11 protein-coding genes and 2 pseudogenes are annotated in these 14,658 nt (G+C 69.3%); 7 read left to right on the top strand and 6 right to left on the bottom strand.

All coding sequences use genetic code 11. The features are described from left to right. Window positions 1–161 precede the first annotated feature (161 nt). Complete coding sequence (locus VJS38_RS07175) at window positions 162–755, top strand: TIGR00730 family Rossman fold protein (RefSeq protein ID WP_324087466.1); 594 nt, start codon at window positions 162–164, stop codon at window positions 753–755. Between the two features lie 30 nt (window positions 756–785). Here VJS38_RS07175 and VJS38_RS07170 read toward each other — a convergent pair whose 3' ends face one another. From VJS38_RS07170 to VJS38_RS07160, 3 genes are all read right to left on the bottom strand, one after another. Further along, window positions 786–2,831, bottom strand: a complete 2,046-nt coding sequence (locus tag VJS38_RS07170; protein ID WP_324087465.1) for an NAD(+) synthase — start codon at window positions 2,829–2,831, stop codon at window positions 786–788. Window positions 2,832–2,990: 159 nt separating this feature from the next. Beyond that, entirely contained in the window at window positions 2,991–3,419 is a 429-nt protein-coding gene (gene dksA, locus VJS38_RS07165; protein ID WP_324087464.1) for an RNA polymerase-binding protein DksA, read from the bottom strand. Between the two features lie 94 nt (window positions 3,420–3,513). After that, window positions 3,514–4,077 (bottom strand): flagellar assembly protein FliX, encoded by a 564-nt coding sequence (locus VJS38_RS07160; RefSeq protein WP_324087463.1) that lies wholly within the window; start codon window positions 4,075–4,077, stop codon window positions 3,514–3,516. A gap of 80 nt (window positions 4,078–4,157) precedes the next feature. Between VJS38_RS07160 and VJS38_RS07155 the strand changes: the two genes are divergently transcribed. From VJS38_RS07155 to uvrA, 5 genes and pseudogenes are all read left to right on the top strand, one after another. Continuing rightward, window positions 4,158–5,264 carry a flagellar basal body P-ring protein FlgI gene (locus tag VJS38_RS07155; RefSeq protein WP_324087462.1) on the top strand — a complete coding sequence of 369 codons (1,107 nt, stop codon included), beginning with the start codon at window positions 4,158–4,160 and terminating at the stop codon, window positions 5,262–5,264. Window positions 5,265–5,329: 65 nt separating this feature from the next. Then, window positions 5,330–5,587 (top strand): rod-binding protein, encoded by a 258-nt coding sequence (locus VJS38_RS07150; protein ID WP_324087467.1) that lies wholly within the window; start codon window positions 5,330–5,332, stop codon window positions 5,585–5,587. A gap of 10 nt (window positions 5,588–5,597) precedes the next feature. Then, window positions 5,598–6,044: a flagellar basal body protein gene (locus VJS38_RS07145; protein WP_324087461.1), complete on the top strand. Its 447-nt coding sequence runs from the start codon at window positions 5,598–5,600 to the stop codon at window positions 6,042–6,044. Between the two features lie 97 nt (window positions 6,045–6,141). Beyond that, window positions 6,142–8,133, top strand: coding sequence for an OPT family oligopeptide transporter (locus VJS38_RS07140; RefSeq protein WP_324087460.1), 1,992 nt, complete (start codon window positions 6,142–6,144; stop codon window positions 8,131–8,133). A 137-nt stretch (window positions 8,134–8,270) separates the two neighbouring features. Continuing rightward, window positions 8,271–11,173: pseudogene (uvrA, locus tag VJS38_RS07135) on the top strand (excinuclease ABC subunit UvrA); the annotation flags it as partial. Here uvrA and VJS38_RS07130 read toward each other — a convergent pair. After that, window positions 11,159–11,980, bottom strand: a complete 822-nt coding sequence (locus VJS38_RS07130) for a hypothetical protein (protein ID WP_324087458.1) — start codon at window positions 11,978–11,980, stop codon at window positions 11,159–11,161. The pseudogene uvrA and the gene VJS38_RS07130 overlap by 15 nt on opposite strands. 29 nt (window positions 11,981–12,009) lie before the next feature. After that, window positions 12,010–12,891: a hypothetical protein gene (locus VJS38_RS07125; protein ID WP_324087457.1), complete on the bottom strand. Its 882-nt coding sequence runs from the start codon at window positions 12,889–12,891 to the stop codon at window positions 12,010–12,012. A gap of 131 nt (window positions 12,892–13,022) precedes the next feature. Here VJS38_RS07125 and trmFO point away from each other — a divergent pair, with 131 nt between their 5' ends. Next, window positions 13,023–14,432 carry a methylenetetrahydrofolate--tRNA-(uracil(54)-C(5))-methyltransferase (FADH(2)-oxidizing) TrmFO gene (trmFO, locus tag VJS38_RS07120; RefSeq protein ID WP_324087456.1) on the top strand — a complete coding sequence of 470 codons (1,410 nt, stop codon included), beginning with the start codon at window positions 13,023–13,025 and terminating at the stop codon, window positions 14,430–14,432. Window positions 14,433–14,435: 3 nt separating this feature from the next. Here the strand turns inward: trmFO and VJS38_RS07115 are convergent. Further along, window positions 14,436–14,658, bottom strand: a pseudogene (locus tag VJS38_RS07115) (hypothetical protein); the annotation flags it as partial.

The raw sequence follows: 14,658 nt of genomic DNA, 5'->3' as shown, positions 1-14,658 counted from the left end.
CGGTCTGAGGCGCGGCATGCGCAAAGCGCGGCCATGAGGCCTATCGCGGCGAATTGCGCCTTCCCTCGGAACACCTGGCGGACCAAACTCCTTAAACCCTGACTGTAGGTAATGATGACTTCGGCGGCGGCTGCAAGCGGGGCCGAGGGGAGCGTCTTTTGATGGGGCGTGCGATAGAGCGCGTGGAATCCGTGTGCGTCTTCTGCGGGTCGTCGGATGCGGCGGACCCTGCCTATCTGCGCGCCGCGGCGAACCTCGGCAAGGCGCTGGCGGCTGCGGACCTGCGGCTGATCTACGGCGGCGGCGGCGTGGGCCTGATGGGCGCCTGCGCGCGCGCGGCCCACGCCGCCGGCGGCCGGGTGCTGGGGATCATCCCGGATTTCCTAGTCGGCCGCGAAAAGGCGCTGGAAAGCGTCGAGCACGTCGTCGTGGCCAACATGCACGAGCGCAAAATGCTGATGTTCGAGCGCTCGGACGCCTTCGTAGTCCTGCCGGGCGGCGTCGGCACGCTGGAGGAGGTGGTCGAGCTGCTCTCCTGGCGCCGGCTCGAGCTGCACGCCAAGCCGGTGGTGTTCTACAATCCCGGCGGCTTCTGGCGGCCGCTGTTCGAACTCTTCCAGCACACCGTCGACGCCCGCCTCACTCCGCCGGAGTTCATGGACGCCTGGACCGCGGTCGAGCGGATCGAGGAGGTCACGCCCCTCCTGCAGAGCGCCCGGCCGGATTCCAGGGGGGCTGCGGCGAAGGTGGCGTAACGCCCAGCCGTTGAAGGAGGGGAGATTTCTCTACGGTACGTTCGCCTCGAGCTCCTCCAGCCACACCTTGGCCTTGCCGTCGGACGGGGCGCGCCAGTCGCCGCGGGGCGAGAGGTTGCCGCCAGAGATCACCTTCGGCCCGTTGGGCATGGCCGAGCGCTTGTACTGGCTGGTCTGGAAGAAGCGGAACAGGAACACGCCCAGCCAGCGCTTGATGGTCGCCAGGTCGTAGGCGTTGCGCGCCTCCACCGGGAAGTGCGGCGGCCAGGGCCCGCGCCCGGCGTCGTTCCAGGCGTGCCACGCCAGGAACGCGACCTTTGAGGGCCTGAGGCCGTAGCGGGTGATGTAGTAGAGGTTGAAGTCCTGCAGCTCGTAGGGCCCGACGATCGCCTGGGTGCTCTGGATCACGCCGTTGGCGTCGGGGGGGACCAGCTCCGGCGAGATCTCCGTGTCGAGCACGCCAAGCAGGGTCTTCGACGCCGCCGCGTCGAACTGGCCCGTGCTCGCCACCCAGCGGATCAGGTGCTGGATCAGGGTCTTCGAGATCGAGCCGTTGACGTTATAGTGGCTCATCTGGTCGCCGACGCCGTAGGTGCACCAGCCGAGCGCCAGTTCCGACAGGTCGCCGGTCCCCAGCACGAAGCCGTTGTTCTGGTTCGCCAGCCGGAACAGGTAGTCGGTGCGCAGGCCCGCCTGCACGTTCTCGAAGGTGATGTCGTAGACCGGCTTTCCGCCCGCGAACGGATGACCGATGTCCTTCAGCATGCGCTCCGCCGCAGGCTTGATGTCGATCTCGCGGCCGGTCACGCCGAGCGCCCGCATCAGGGCCCAGGCGTTGGACTTGGTCCCCTCGCTGGTGGCGAAGCCCGGCAGGGTGAAGGCCAGGATGTTCGGCCTCGGCAGGCCCAGGGCGTCGAAGGCCTTGCAGGCGACGATCAGGGCGTGGGTCGAATCCAGCCCGCCGGAGACGCCGATGACGATCTTCTGGCCGCCGGTCGCCTGCAGCCGCTTCACCAGCCCCTGGACCTGGATGTTGAAGGTCTCGTAGCAGTCCTGGTCGAGCCTGGCCGGATCGCTCGGCACGAACGGAAAGCGCTCGACGGTCCGCCTGAGGCCGACGTCGCGGCCGTGCGGCCGGTGCTCGAAGCGCACGGAGCGGAACGGCTTCTCCGGATAGCCCGCCGCCATCGCCGCGGCGTTGAAGGTGGGCGTGCGCATCCGCTCCAGCCGCAGGCGCTCGACGTCGATGTCCGCCATCGCCATCTGGCCCACGGCGGGGAACCGGTCGGTCTGGGCGAGCCTGCGGCCCAGCTCGTGGATGCTGGCCTGGCCGTCCCACGCCAGATCGGTCGTGCTCTCGCCGGGACCCGCCGCGGAATAGAGGTAGGCCGCCTGGCAACGCGCCGACTGCGACGCGCACAGGATCTCGCGGTCGTCGGCCTTGCCGACCACGATGTTGGAAGCGGACAGGTTCAGCAGGATCAACGCGCCTGCGAGGGCGGCGCGGGCCGACGGCGGCTGCGGCGCCCAGAAATCCTCACAGATCTCCGCGGCGAAGACGAAATCCTTGAGATCCTCGGCCTCGAAGATCAGGTCGGTCCCGAACGGGACCCGCCCGCCCGCGACCTCGATCTCCTGGCCCTCGACGCCCCAGCCCGGCGCGAACCAGCGCAGCTCATAATATTCGCGATAATTGGGCGGGAAGCTCTTCGGGACGACGCCGAGGATCCGCCCCTTGGCGATGACGACGGCGCAGTTGTAGAGCCGGCCGGCGTGCTGCAGCGGCGCGCCGACCACCAGCACCGGCGCCAGCAGCTCGCTGGCGACCGCGATCCGCCCGAGCTCCGCGTCCACCCGGCGCAACAGCGCGTCCTGCAGGAACAGGTCGTCGATCGCATAGGCTGAGAGCCCGAGTTCCGGGAATAGCATCAGGTCGACGCCCTCGGCGTGCCCCTGCTCCGCCAGCTTCAGCGTCTCGGCGGCGTTGAACCCCGGATCGCCGACCGCGACCTTGGGCGTGCAGACCGCCGCGCGCACGAACCCCTGGGCGTGGATGGCGTAGAAGGAACTCGTCACGCTCGCGCTCCGCTGCGAGAAATGCTCAATATGAGCATATAGCGGGGCGACACCCGCGACGCAAAAGAAGCCACCCTTCCTCTCCCGCGCCGCGGGAGAGGCGGGAGAGGAAGGCGCCCCATATGAAAACGGCCCCTTCCGGGGCCGTCGAAGCTCGGTTCAATCGTCGCGGTGGACCCGCTCTCGGCGCTCGTGCCGCTCCTGGGCCTCCAGGCTCAGGGTGGCGATCGGCCGGGCCTCGAGCCGGGCGACGCCGATCGGCTCGCCGGTCTCTTCGCAGTAGCCGTAGCTGCCGTCCTCGATCCGGCGCAGCGCTTCGTCGATCTTGGAGATCAGCTTGCGCTGGCGATCCCGGGTGCGGAGCTCCAATGCCCGATCGGTCTCCGAGGAGGCGCGGTCGGCAAGGTCAGGATGATTCTCGGTCTCGCTCTGGAGATGCGTCAGAGTCTCGCGAGACTCCTTGAGGATCTCCTCCTTCCAATTGTGCAGCTTTTCCTTGAAATACTCCAGCTGCCGTTCGTTCATGAACTCCTCGTCCTCAGACGGACGATATTCCGGCTTTTCAGCCAAGACCGTGGCTGTGCTCATGAAGACCTCACGCCCCCTGGACGCTAAGAAACACGCAGCGCGTGTATAGCGAAACAAACGCTGTTTTCAATCGGCACGCTCCCTGTTCGTGCGATTACGCCGCATGTGCGGCTTGCTCAAGCTTGGCTATTTCTACAGCGGCCCGCAGTTCGATCTCGTCGAGAACCTCCTCCAGCTTCGGATCGCCCGTCAGGCCGCGTTCGTCGCGTATGGCGCGACGTAAACGATCGAGTTGGCCGAGGCTGAGGTTCCCGTCAAGCAGCGCGACCTTCACCTCGTCGAGAACATCGAGGATGCGCGCCGCGCGCCGCACCGCGCGACGCTTGCGTTCGAGGGGACCGCCGACGTCCTGCAGGGCCAGCAGGGCGTCGACGCCCATGACGCCCGCCGTCCGGTTCACGTCTGCGCTCGCCCCGGTCCCGCCGGCCTCGCCGACGTCCGGCAGCCTGAAGCCGCCGCTGCTGCCGGCGGGCCGCGCGCCGCGCGTCGCGCCCGCCGATCCAGTTGCGTTCGGTCCGGTGATCTTCATCGGGCGACTCACATTCTGCGCCTTGACTGTACGACCAACAGGGTCAGCCGGCACGCTTGCGGTATGGTTAATGCCGGGCAATTTCTGCCGGGAAGACGGATACGCGCGCGGCAGCGCCGGGTTCCCCATTGTAATTGCAGCAGTTTCGGGCGGACCGCGAGTTGGCACGGCTGTCGCATGGGCGAGGTCGAACAGTTCAGCGGTTAACCATGCTTCGCCCAGTCCGCCTCTTCGCCGCCGCCCTCCTCGCCGCCAGCCTCGCGGCCGCGCCGGCTTTCGCCAGGTCGCGCATCAAGGACATCGTCGAGTTCGAGGGCGTGCGCGAGAACATGCTGGTCGGCTACGGCATCGTCGTCGGCCTCAACGGCACGGGGGACGCGCTGCGCAACGCGCCGATGACCAAGCAGAGCCTCGAGGCGATGCTCGAGCGGCTGGGCGTCAACACCCGCGACGCCAACCTCAACACCAAGAACGTGGCCGCGGTGATGGTCACCGCCCGCCTGCCCTCCTTCGCCGCCGCCGGCTCGCAGATGGACGTGACGGTCTCGGCGCTCGGCGACGCCAAGAGCCTGCTGGGCGGGACCCTCCTCGTCACCCCGCTGCTGGGTGCCGACGGCCAGGCCTATGCGGTGGCGCAGGGAACGGTGCAGACCGGAGCGGTCACCGCCACCGGCGCCTCGGGCTCCTCGGTCTCCAAGGGCGTGCCGACCGCCGGCCGGATCGCCTCCGGGGCGGTGGTCGAGCGCGAGATCGGCTTCCAGCTCGCGGGCATGAGCCAGTTGCGGATGACCCTGCGCAATCCGGACTTCACGACGGCCCGCCGCATCGCCGAGGTGATCAACGCCAGCTATCCGGGCGCGGCGGTCGCCGAGAACCCGACGATCGTCCAGATCCATCCGGTGAACGGCCAGGACATGACCAGCTTCGTGGCCCAGGTCGAGAACCTGTCCGTAGAGCCGGACGCGCCGGCCAAGGTGGTCATCGACGAAGTCGCCGGCGTGATCGTCATGGGCGAGAACGTGCGGATCTCCACCGTCGCCATCCAGCAGGGCAATCTGACGATCACCGTCCAGGAGACGCCCGCGGTCAGCCAGCCCGCGCCCTTCTCCAAGGGGCAGACTACGGTGGTGCCGCAGAGCTCGGTCTCGGTCGACGAGGAGAAGGGTCGGCAGTTCCTGACCATCCGCAACGGCGCGTCGCTATCGACCCTGGTCTCCGGCTTGAATGCGCTCGGCGTCACGCCGCGCGACATGATCTCGATCCTGCAGACCATCAAGGCCGCCGGCGCCCTGCAGGCCGACATCGAGGTGATGTGATGAGCGTCTCGGCCTTCGCCCCGCTCGACATTTACGCGCCGCAGGTCTCCCCGCTGGGGACGCCGATGACCGCGGCCGAGGTCGCCAAGCGCGCCCAGATCAAGGACAGCGCCCAGAAGTTCGAGGCCTCGTTCGTCTCCAGCATGCTGCAGGAGATGTTCGAGGGGCTGGACACCTCCGGCCCATTCGGGGGCGGCCAGGGCGAGGCGATGTTCCGCTCGGTGCTGACCGACGCCATGGCCAAGCAGGTGTCAAAGCACGGCGGAGTCGGCGTCGCCGCCTCGGTCGAGCGCGAAATGCTCAAAATGCAGGGTCTCACTTAAGAGGTATGCCATGGCTCTCGCCGCCAACGACGCCGCCGATCGCGTCGAACAGCTGATCATCCTGACCGAGCGCCTGACCGAGGTGGTGGCGAACCAGTGCCGGTGCTTCGAGGCGCACCGCCCGCAGGACGCCGCCGCCCTGATGGAGGAGGCGGGCCGGCTGGCCAACCTCTATCGTCACGAGTCGATGCGCGTCCGCGCCGATCCGGGACTGGTGATGGCCGCTCCGTTCGAGCTTCGCCAGCAGCTGATCCGTGCGACCGAGGCCTTCGACGCGGTGCTCGCCCGGCATGGCCGGGCGGTGACGGCCGCCAAGTTCGTGACCGAGGGCCTGGTGCGCGCGATCGCCGAGGAGGTCGCCAGCCAGCGTGACCAGCTCTCGAGCTACGGCCCGGGCGCCCGCGCGCCCGCCTCCGCGAGCGGGGCTACGGCGATCACGCTCAACAAGCGGGCCTAGCGGGCCCGCGACGCCCTCTGAGCCGGTCAGCCTGTCCCATTGAGCGTCGGCGCGGTTCCCGCTCTAAATGGAGGCTTCGCCTTAGCCCGGAGACGACATGACCACCATCGCGCCGCCCGCCGCCCGCGAAGACGCGCGCGTTGAGCTCACCGTCCGGGGCGTGATCATGGGGGTGCTGATCACCCTCCTCTTCACGGCGGCCAACGTCTACCTGGGCCTGAAGGTGGCGCTGACCTTCGCCACCTCGATCCCGGCCGCGGTCATCTCCATGGCGGTGCTGCGCGCCTTCACCCGCAATGCGACCATCGTCGAGAACAACATCGTCCAGACGGTCGCCTCGGCGGCCGGCGCCATGGCCTCGGTGGTCTTCGTCCTGCCGGGCCTGGTGATCATCGGCGCCTGGTCGGGCTTCCCCTTCTGGACGACCTTCGGCGTCTGCGCGGCCGGCGGGGTGCTGGGGGTGATGTACACGATCCCGCTTCGGCGGGCGATGGTGACCCAGTCGGACCTGCCCTACCCCGAGGGCGTCGCCGCCGCCGAGGTGCTGATCGTCGGCTCCGGCGCCCACGGCGACAGCCCGGAGGCGGAGGCCGACAGCCGCAAGGGCCTGCTCGTGCTGGTCGCCGGCGCCGTGACCGCCGCGGCCTATGCGGCGCTGACGGCGATGCAGGTCTTCGCCGGCGAGGTCTCGCGCTTCGTCCGCACCGCGAACGACGGGGCCACGGGCCTGGGGGCGCAGATGTCGCTCGCGCTCCTCGGCGCCGGCCACCTGGTCGGCATCGCGGTGGGCGCCGCTCAGCTGGTCGGCCTGATCATCACCTGGGGCGTGGCGGTGCCGCTGCTCACCGCCCATGCGCCGCCGGGCGAGGCCGCCGCGCTCGCCCAGACCGTCTGGAGCCACAAGGTCCGCTTCCTCGGCGCAGGCGCGATCGGCGTCTCGGCGCTCTGGACGCTCGCCAAGCTCGCCGTCCCGCTGGTCACCGGCGTCACGGCCGCACTCGCCGCCCAGCGCAAACGCGGCCGCGGCGAGGGCGAAGTCCTGCCGCGCATCGAGCAGGACATCCCGATCAACACCATGGCGCTGATCTCGCTGGTCTGCCTGGTTCCCATCGCCGTGGTGCTGGCGGTGTTCCTGAGCGGCGGCCCGCTGGGCGGCCTGGTCGTTCCGCTGACCATCGCAGCCCTCGCCTACATCGTGATCGCCGGCTTCGCCGTGGCCGCGGTGTGCGGCTACATGGCTGGGCTGATCGGCTCCTCCAACAGCCCGGTCTCGGGCATGGCGATCCTGTCGGTGCTGGGCGCGGCCCTGCTGATCGCCGCCGTCGGCCTGCCGATCCTGAAGGGCGGCGACGCCAGGCCCCTGATCGCCTTTTCCCTGCTGGTGACCAGCGTGCTGATCTCGGTCGCGATCAGCGCCAACGACAACCTGCAGGACCTGAAGACCGGCCAGCTGGTCGACGCCACCCCCTGGCGCCAGCAGGTCGCGCTGGTGATCGGCGTGGTCGCCGGCTCGGTCGCCATTCCCCTGGTGCTGAACCTCTTGAACCGCGCCTACGGCTTCGCGGGCGCGCCGACCCACGGCATCGCCGGCCAGCCGCTGGCCGCGCCCCAGGCGACCCTGATCACCACCATCGCCTCCGGCGTGATCGGCGGGAACCTGCAGTGGGGCCTGATCGGCGTCGGCGCCCTGATCGGCGCGGGCCTCGTGGCGGTGGACGAGCTGCTGCGTCGGACCGGCCGCTACAGCCTGCCGCCGCTCGGAGCGGCGATCGCCATCTACCTGCCCTCCAGCGTCACCGTGCCGGTGATCATCGGCGCCTTCGCCGGCTGGATCTTCAAGCGGCGGACGCGGCGCGGCGCCTCGGCCCAATCCGCCGAGCGGCTCGGCGTGCTGATGGCGTCCGGCCTGATCGTCGGCGACAGCCTGCTCAACGTCGCCTACGCCGGCCTCATCGCCGCCACCGGCAAAGGCGCCCCGCTGGCGATCGTCCCCGAGACCTTCGCCCCGGCCTCGCCGCTGGCCGTCGGCGCCTACCTGGCGGTGATGCTCGGGCTTTACCTGTGGACGGCGCGGCAATCGCGAAGCTGACTGCTGACAGCGTGGTGTCAGCAGCGCTGAGCATGGACTTTGTTCCGGTTGCGTTCTAGTGCTATCGGAGAGTCGCGGAACTACATTAGCCCACGTCCGCCGGAGCGCCGGCGGACGCACAGCGTTCCCGGGACAAGATGGCCGATCAGCTGAACCAGATCCGCGTGCGCGGCGCGCGCGAGCACAACCTCAAGGACGTCAACGTCGACATCCCGCGCGGCGAACTCGTCGTGCTGACCGGATTGTCCGGGTCGGGCAAGAGCTCGCTCGCCTTCGACACCATCTATGCCGAGGGCCAGCGCCGCTATGTCGAGAGCCTCTCGGCCTACGCCCGCCAGTTCCTCGAGCTGATGAGCAAGCCGGATGTGGACCTGATCGAGGGCCTGTCGCCGGCAATCTCCATCGAGCAGAAGACCACCAGCCGCAATCCGCGCTCCACCGTCGGCACGGTGACCGAGATCCACGACTACATGCGCCTCCTGTGGGCGCGGGTGGGCGTGCCCTATTCGCCGGCGACCGGCCTGCCGATCGAAAGCCAGACCGTCAGCCAGATGGTCGACAAGCTCGCCGCCATAGAAGAGGGCGTGCGCCTGTATCTGCTGGCGCCGGTGGTGCGTGGCCGCAAGGGCGAGTACCGCAAGGAGATCGCCGAGTGGCAGAAGGCCGGCTTCCAGCGTCTGAAGATCGACGGCGAGTTCTATCCGATCGAGGACGCGCCCGCCCTCGACAAGAAGTTCAAGCACGACATCGACGTGGTCGTGGACCGGCTGGTGGCCAAGCCGGGCCTGGAACAGCGCTATGCTGACAGCCTGGAGACCGCGCTGAAGCTCGCCGACGGCATCGCCGTCGCCGAATGGGCCGACAAGGCCGAGGGCGAGGCCGAGCCCAAGCGGCTGATCTTCTCCGAGAAGTTCGCCTGCCCGGTCTCCGGCTTCACCATCAGCGAGATCGAGCCGCGGCTGTTCTCGTTCAACAACCCCTACGGCGCCTGCCCGGTCTGCGACGGCCTGGGGGCGAAGCTCGCCTTCGACGCCGATCTCGTCGTGCCGGACAAGGACAAGAGCCTGCACAAGGGCGCGGTCGCCCCCTGGGCGCGAGGGCCCTCGCCGCTCTACACCCAGACCTTGCAGGCGTTGGCCCGCCACTTCGACTTCTCGATGGACGTGCCCTGGTGGAAGCTGCCCGAGGCGGCCCGCAAGGTGGTGCTGCACGGCTCGGGCGGGGAGAAGATCCGCTTCGTCTATGACGACAACGCCCGCAAGTACGAGGTCAGCAAGACCTTCGAGGGGGTGCTGCCGAACCTCGAGCGCCGCTGGCGCGAGACCGACAGCGCCTGGGTGCGCGAGGAACTCGGCCGCTACCAGTCCGAGACGCCCTGCGAGGCCTGCGACGGCTACCGCCTGAAGCCCGAGGCCTTGGCTGTGAAGATCGCCGGCAAGCACGTCGGCGAGGTCTCGCGCCTTGCGATCAAGAACGCCCGCGACTGGTTCGAGGCGCTGCAGGGCGAGCTGACCGAAAAGCAGATGGAGATCGCCCGGCGGATCCTGAAGGAGATCAACGACCGGCTGCGCTTCCTGGTCAACGTCGGGCTCGACTACCTGAACCTCAGCCGCGGCTCGGGCACGCTCTCCGGCGGCGAGAGCCAGCGCATCCGCCTGGCCAGCCAGATCGGTTCAGGCCTCACCGGCGTGCTCTATGTGCTGGACGAGCCGTCCATCGGCCTGCACCAGCGCGACAACACCCGCTTGCTCGACAGCCTCCGGGGCCTGCGCGACCTGGGCAACTCGGTGCTGGTGGTCGAGCATGACGAGGAGGCGATCCTCACCGCCGACCACGTCATCGACATGGGCCCCGCCGCCGGCGTCCACGGCGGCGAGATCATCGCCCAGGGCAAGCCGGCCGACATCATGGCCGAGCCGAAGAGCCTGACCGGGCAGTACCTTTCCGGCGCGCGCGAAATCGAGGTCCCCGAACAGCGCCGGCCGATCTCCAAGAAAAAGATGCTCCGCGTCGTCGGGGCGACCGGCAACAACCTGAAGACCGTCACCGGCGAGATCCCGGTCGGGACCTTCACCTGCATCACCGGCGTCTCCGGCGGCGGCAAGTCGACCTTCACCATCGAGACCCTCTACAAGGCCGCGGCACGCCGGCTGCACAACGCTTCCGACGCGCCGGCGCCGCACGAGCGGATCGAGGGGCTGGAGCTGTTCGACAAGGTCATCGACATCGACCAGTCGCCGATCGGCCGCACGCCGCGCTCGAACCCGGCCACCTACACCGGCGCCTTCCAGCCGATCCGCGACTGGTTCGCCGGCCTTCCCGAGGCCAAGGCGCGGGGCTACGGCCCCGGCCGGTTCAGCTTCAACGTCAAGGGCGGCCGCTGCGAGGCCTGCCAGGGCGACGGCCTGATCAAGATCGAGATGCACTTCCTGCCGGACGTCTACGTCACCTGCGACGTCTGCCACGGTCATCGCTACAACCGCGAGACCCTGGAGATCATGTTCAAGGGCAAGAATATCGCCGATGTCCTTGATATGACGGTGGAAGAGGCGGCCGACTTCTTTAAGGCGGTTCCGCCCATCCGCGAGAAGATGGAGACGCTGAAGCGCGTCGGCCTGGGCTATGTGAAGGTCGGCCAGCAGGCCACCACCCTCTCCGGCGGCGAGGCCCAGCGGGTGAAGCTGTCCAAGGAGCTGTCGCGGCGGGCGACCGGCAAGACGCTCTATATCCTCGACGAGCCGACCACGGGCCTGCACTTCGAGGACGTCAAGAAGCTGCTCGAGGTGCTGCACGAGCTGGTCGACCAGGGCAACACGGTGGCGGTGATCGAGCACAATCTCGACGTCATCAAGACCGCCGACTGGCTGGTCGACTTCGGCCCCGAAGGCGGCGACGGCGGCGGCGAGATCGTCGCCTGCGGCACGCCGGAACAGGTCGCCGACATCCCGCGCAGCTGGACCGGCCGCTACCTCGCCGAACTGCTGGAGCGCCACCGCGAGCGGAGCGGGCGGGCCCGCAAGCGGGCCTAAAGTCGAAGCGGCTCCCCCAAAGGGGGAGGATCTGTTCCAGCGAACGCCCGATAGGCCGCCGCCAGCGGGGCCATGGCCAGCGCCCACAGCACCGGCGTCAGGATGATCTCGATGGCGAAGGCCAGGAGGAACAGGCCGGGGTGGCGCTTCATGGCCTCGGCGCCGCCGAAGATTCCCGCCAGGCCGTCGAGACCGCCGCTGGCGAAGGCGATCACCGCCAGCGCCGCCATGACCGTCACCATGACCAGGCCGATCAGGCAGGCGCTGAGCGCCAGCATTCCCAGCATCGGCGCCGCCCGGCCGCGCGTCAGCCGCCAGGAGCCCGGGAAATCGACCTTCCGCTCGGCGAAGCCGATCGGCGGCGTGAGCGCGAACCTCACGCCGAAGTAGACCGCGAGCGCCATCGCCGCCAGCTCCAGCCAGATGCCGCCCGCGCCGACCGCGTGGCCGGCCAGCATCGACAGCCACCAGAGCACCCAGCCGCCGGTGAGCGTGATCAGCCAGATCAGCACCAGCCGCAGCTCGTCGCGCCCAAGCCGCAGGTGCATGAAGGCCGGCTCCTCGGGCCGCATCTCCACGCGGAACACCGCCGCTGCGAGGATCGCCTGGGCGAAGAGGACACTGAGGCCGATCACCAGCCCGGCGAGCGCCATCGCCTGGCGCCCGCCGCCCGCGATCACCGAGAGCATCGCCGACAGGACGATCAGCATGATCAGCGACAGCAGGTTGAACCCCGCCCAGCCGAGCACGATGCGCCAGCGGCGGCGGATCAGATGAAAGCCCTCCAGCGCCGCGTCGCTGGCGGAAAACGAGGTCATGACCGGTCCTTGCGCCTGATCAGCGCAGCTTAGCTGTCTTGCGGCCGCACCCTCAACGGGTTCGCCGGCGGATCGCCGTGGACCTGCTGATAGGCCACCGCGAACGGAGCGTAGAGCATCACCACCTGGATCACCTGCAAGATGAGCTGCAGGAAGACATAGAGGGCCACGCCGATGATGGCCGGCCCGCTCAGGCCCTTGATGTTGTCCAGCGCCTGGGCCCCGCCGGCGACGCCGATCAGGGCGGCGCCGATGATGCTGATCAGCAGCCAGACCATGACATAGAAGATCACCGCCAGGACGATCATGCCGAACAGCGCCCAGAACTTGCCCTGAGAGGCCGCCCAGGCGTCGCGGATCGCGAAGCGGTGCAGGGCGAAGCTCATCGGGGTCGCGAGCGACAGCCGCACGCCCGCCCAGATCGTCACCAGCGGCAGCATCAGGGCCGCCACCGCGGCGATCCCGCCCTGCTGGTCGGCCGCGGCCACCGCCGCGAGCTCGGCCGTCAGGCAGACCATGCCGAGCGCGAACAGCAGCAGATTGACGCCGGTCAGGCGCAGCTCGTCCTTGCCGAACCGCAGGTGCAGGAAGCCCTTCTCGCCGGGGCGCAGGACCAGCCGGTAGATGCCGCCCATCAGGGTCGAAAGCAGCGCCGTCACCAGGACAAGCACCAGCAGGAACGCCGGCCAGGACTGCGCCAGGAGGCCGGAGATCTGGTCGATGTCCTGCTGCTCCAGGCCCTTCTTGCGGGTGAGCTCGATCAGTTGCGGGTCGAGGCTGACCAGCATCAGCCGGCCGATCACGAACATGCAGACGGCGTACACGAGCCCCCATCCGAAGATGGTCCCCGGCCGCTCACGAGTGAGGCGGAAGCCCTCCAGCGCGGCTTCGCTCGCCGAAAACTTGATCATCGCCATCCCTCGGCGCGAGACGTCGTAGAAGCAACGAATCGGCCGGCCCTTCGGCTGCAAATTCGTGTGCGTCCGGGCCCCGCGCAAGGCCCCGCTCGCGATCACCCGCCAACATTGCTAGTTAGCCACGAATGACGACGAAACCGGTACATGTCATCGGCGGCGGGTTGGCCGGCTCCGAGGCCGCCTGGCAGATCGCCGAGGCGGGCGTTCCCGTGGTGCTGCACGAGATGCGCCCGGTCCGCGCCACCGACGCCCACCAGACCGACGGCCTGGCCGAGCTGGTCTGCTCCAACTCCTTCCGCGCCGACGACTGGACCGGCAACGCCGTGGGCCTGCTGCACGCCGAGATGCGGCGGCTGGGCTCGCTGATCATGGCCTGCGCCGACGCCTGTCAGGTGCCGGCGGGCGGCGCGCTCGCCGTCGACCGCGAAGGCTTCTCGGCTGCCGTCACCGCGCGGCTCGAGGCCCATCCGCTCGTCACGATCGCCCGGGAAGAGGTCGCGGGCCTGCCGCCGGCGGCGTGGGACAACGTGGTCGTCGCCACCGGACCCCTCACCTCGCCCGCCCTGGCCGAGGCCGTCCTTGGTCTCACCGGCGAGGACCAGCTGGCGTTCTTCGACGCCATCGCCCCGATCGTGAGCTTCGAGTCGATCGACATGGACGTCGCCTGGCGCCAGTCGCGCTACGACAAGGAAGGCCCGGGCGGCGAGGCCGCCGCCTACATCAACTGTCCGATGGACAAGGCCCAGTACGAGGCCTTCGTCGACGCCCTGCTGGCGGGCCCCAAGTCCGAGTTCAAAGAGTGGGAGCACGTCCCCTACTTCGACGGCTGCCTGCCCATCGAGGTGATGGCCGAGCGCGGCCGCGAGACCCTGCGCCACGGGCCGATGAAGCCGGTGGGCCTGACCAACGCCCACAGGCCGGACGAGAAGGCCTATGCGGTCGTTCAGCTGCGGCAGGACAATGCGCTCGGTACGCTCTGGAACATGGTGGGGTTCCAGACCAAGCTGAAGCACGGTGCGCAGACCGAGATCTTCCGGACGATCCCGGGCCTTGAGAAAGCGGTGTTCGCGCGCCTCGGCGGCCTGCATCGCAACACCTTCCTGAACAGCCCCCGGCTGCTGGACGCCCAGTTGCGGCTCAAGGCCGAGCCGCGCCTGCGCTTCGCGGGCCAGGTCACCGGCGTCGAGGGCTACGTCGAGAGCGCGGCCGTAGGGCTTCTGGCCGGCCGCTTCGCCGGAGCCGAGCGGCTGGGCCGCGCGGTCCCCCCGCCGCCGCCTACGACGGCGCTGGGCGCCCTGGTCGGGCACATCACCGGCGGCCACCTCGACGCCGGGCGCGGCTCCTTCCAGCCGATGAACATCAACTACGGCCTGCTGCCGCCGCTCGAACCGCCGAAGCGGGCGGACGACGGCCGCCGGCTGGGAGCGAAGGAGAAGACCCGAGCCAAGAAGCGCCTGATCGGCGAGCGAGCGCTCGCCGACCTCGACGCCTGGCGCGCTCGCCTTGAGGCCGAAGCGCTGGAGCCTGCGCAATAGGCCTCAGATCCGGCCGCGCGCCACCGCCAGGGTGATCCGCAGCCGGCTGGCGAGACCATCTGTCGAGCCGCCGTGGGCCCGCGTGGCGGCGAAGACGCCGTGCGCCACGGCTGGAAACGCCGCCGCGCTGAGCTGTCCGGCGCCGCGCCGCGCCTCGTCCAGCAGCCGCCGCCAGACCCGATCCAGCTCCGGCCGCTCGGGCACGCGCCGCGCCAGCGCCCAGGCC

This window comes from Phenylobacterium sp., from assembly GCF_035276905.1.
Taxonomy (GTDB): Bacteria; Pseudomonadota; Alphaproteobacteria; order Caulobacterales; family Caulobacteraceae; genus Phenylobacterium.
Note: the sequence above shows the minus strand (reverse complement) of the source record. Positions and strands in the feature narration are given on the sequence as shown.

Coding starts and splice junctions, on each gene's coding strand:
- VJS38_RS07145 (WP_324087461.1), top strand. CDS start 5,598: ATGGCTCTCGCCGCCAACGACGCCGCCGATCGCGTCGAACAGCTGATC.
- VJS38_RS07175 (WP_324087466.1), top strand. CDS start 162: ATGGGGCGTGCGATAGAGCGCGTGGAATCCGTGTGCGTCTTCTGCGGG.
- VJS38_RS07160 (WP_324087463.1), bottom strand. CDS start 4,077: ATGGGGAACCCGGCGCTGCCGCGCGCGTATCCGTCTTCCCGGCAGAAA.
- VJS38_RS07155 (WP_324087462.1), top strand. CDS start 4,158: ATGCTTCGCCCAGTCCGCCTCTTCGCCGCCGCCCTCCTCGCCGCCAGC.
- VJS38_RS07150 (WP_324087467.1), top strand. CDS start 5,330: ATGACCGCGGCCGAGGTCGCCAAGCGCGCCCAGATCAAGGACAGCGCC.
- trmFO (WP_324087456.1), top strand. CDS start 13,023: ATGACGACGAAACCGGTACATGTCATCGGCGGCGGGTTGGCCGGCTCC.
- dksA (WP_324087464.1), bottom strand. CDS start 3,419: ATGAGCACAGCCACGGTCTTGGCTGAAAAGCCGGAATATCGTCCGTCT.
- VJS38_RS07125 (WP_324087457.1), bottom strand. CDS start 12,891: ATGATCAAGTTTTCGGCGAGCGAAGCCGCGCTGGAGGGCTTCCGCCTC.
- VJS38_RS07130 (WP_324087458.1), bottom strand. CDS start 11,980: ATGACCTCGTTTTCCGCCAGCGACGCGGCGCTGGAGGGCTTTCATCTG.
- VJS38_RS07140 (WP_324087460.1), top strand. CDS start 6,142: ATGACCACCATCGCGCCGCCCGCCGCCCGCGAAGACGCGCGCGTTGAG.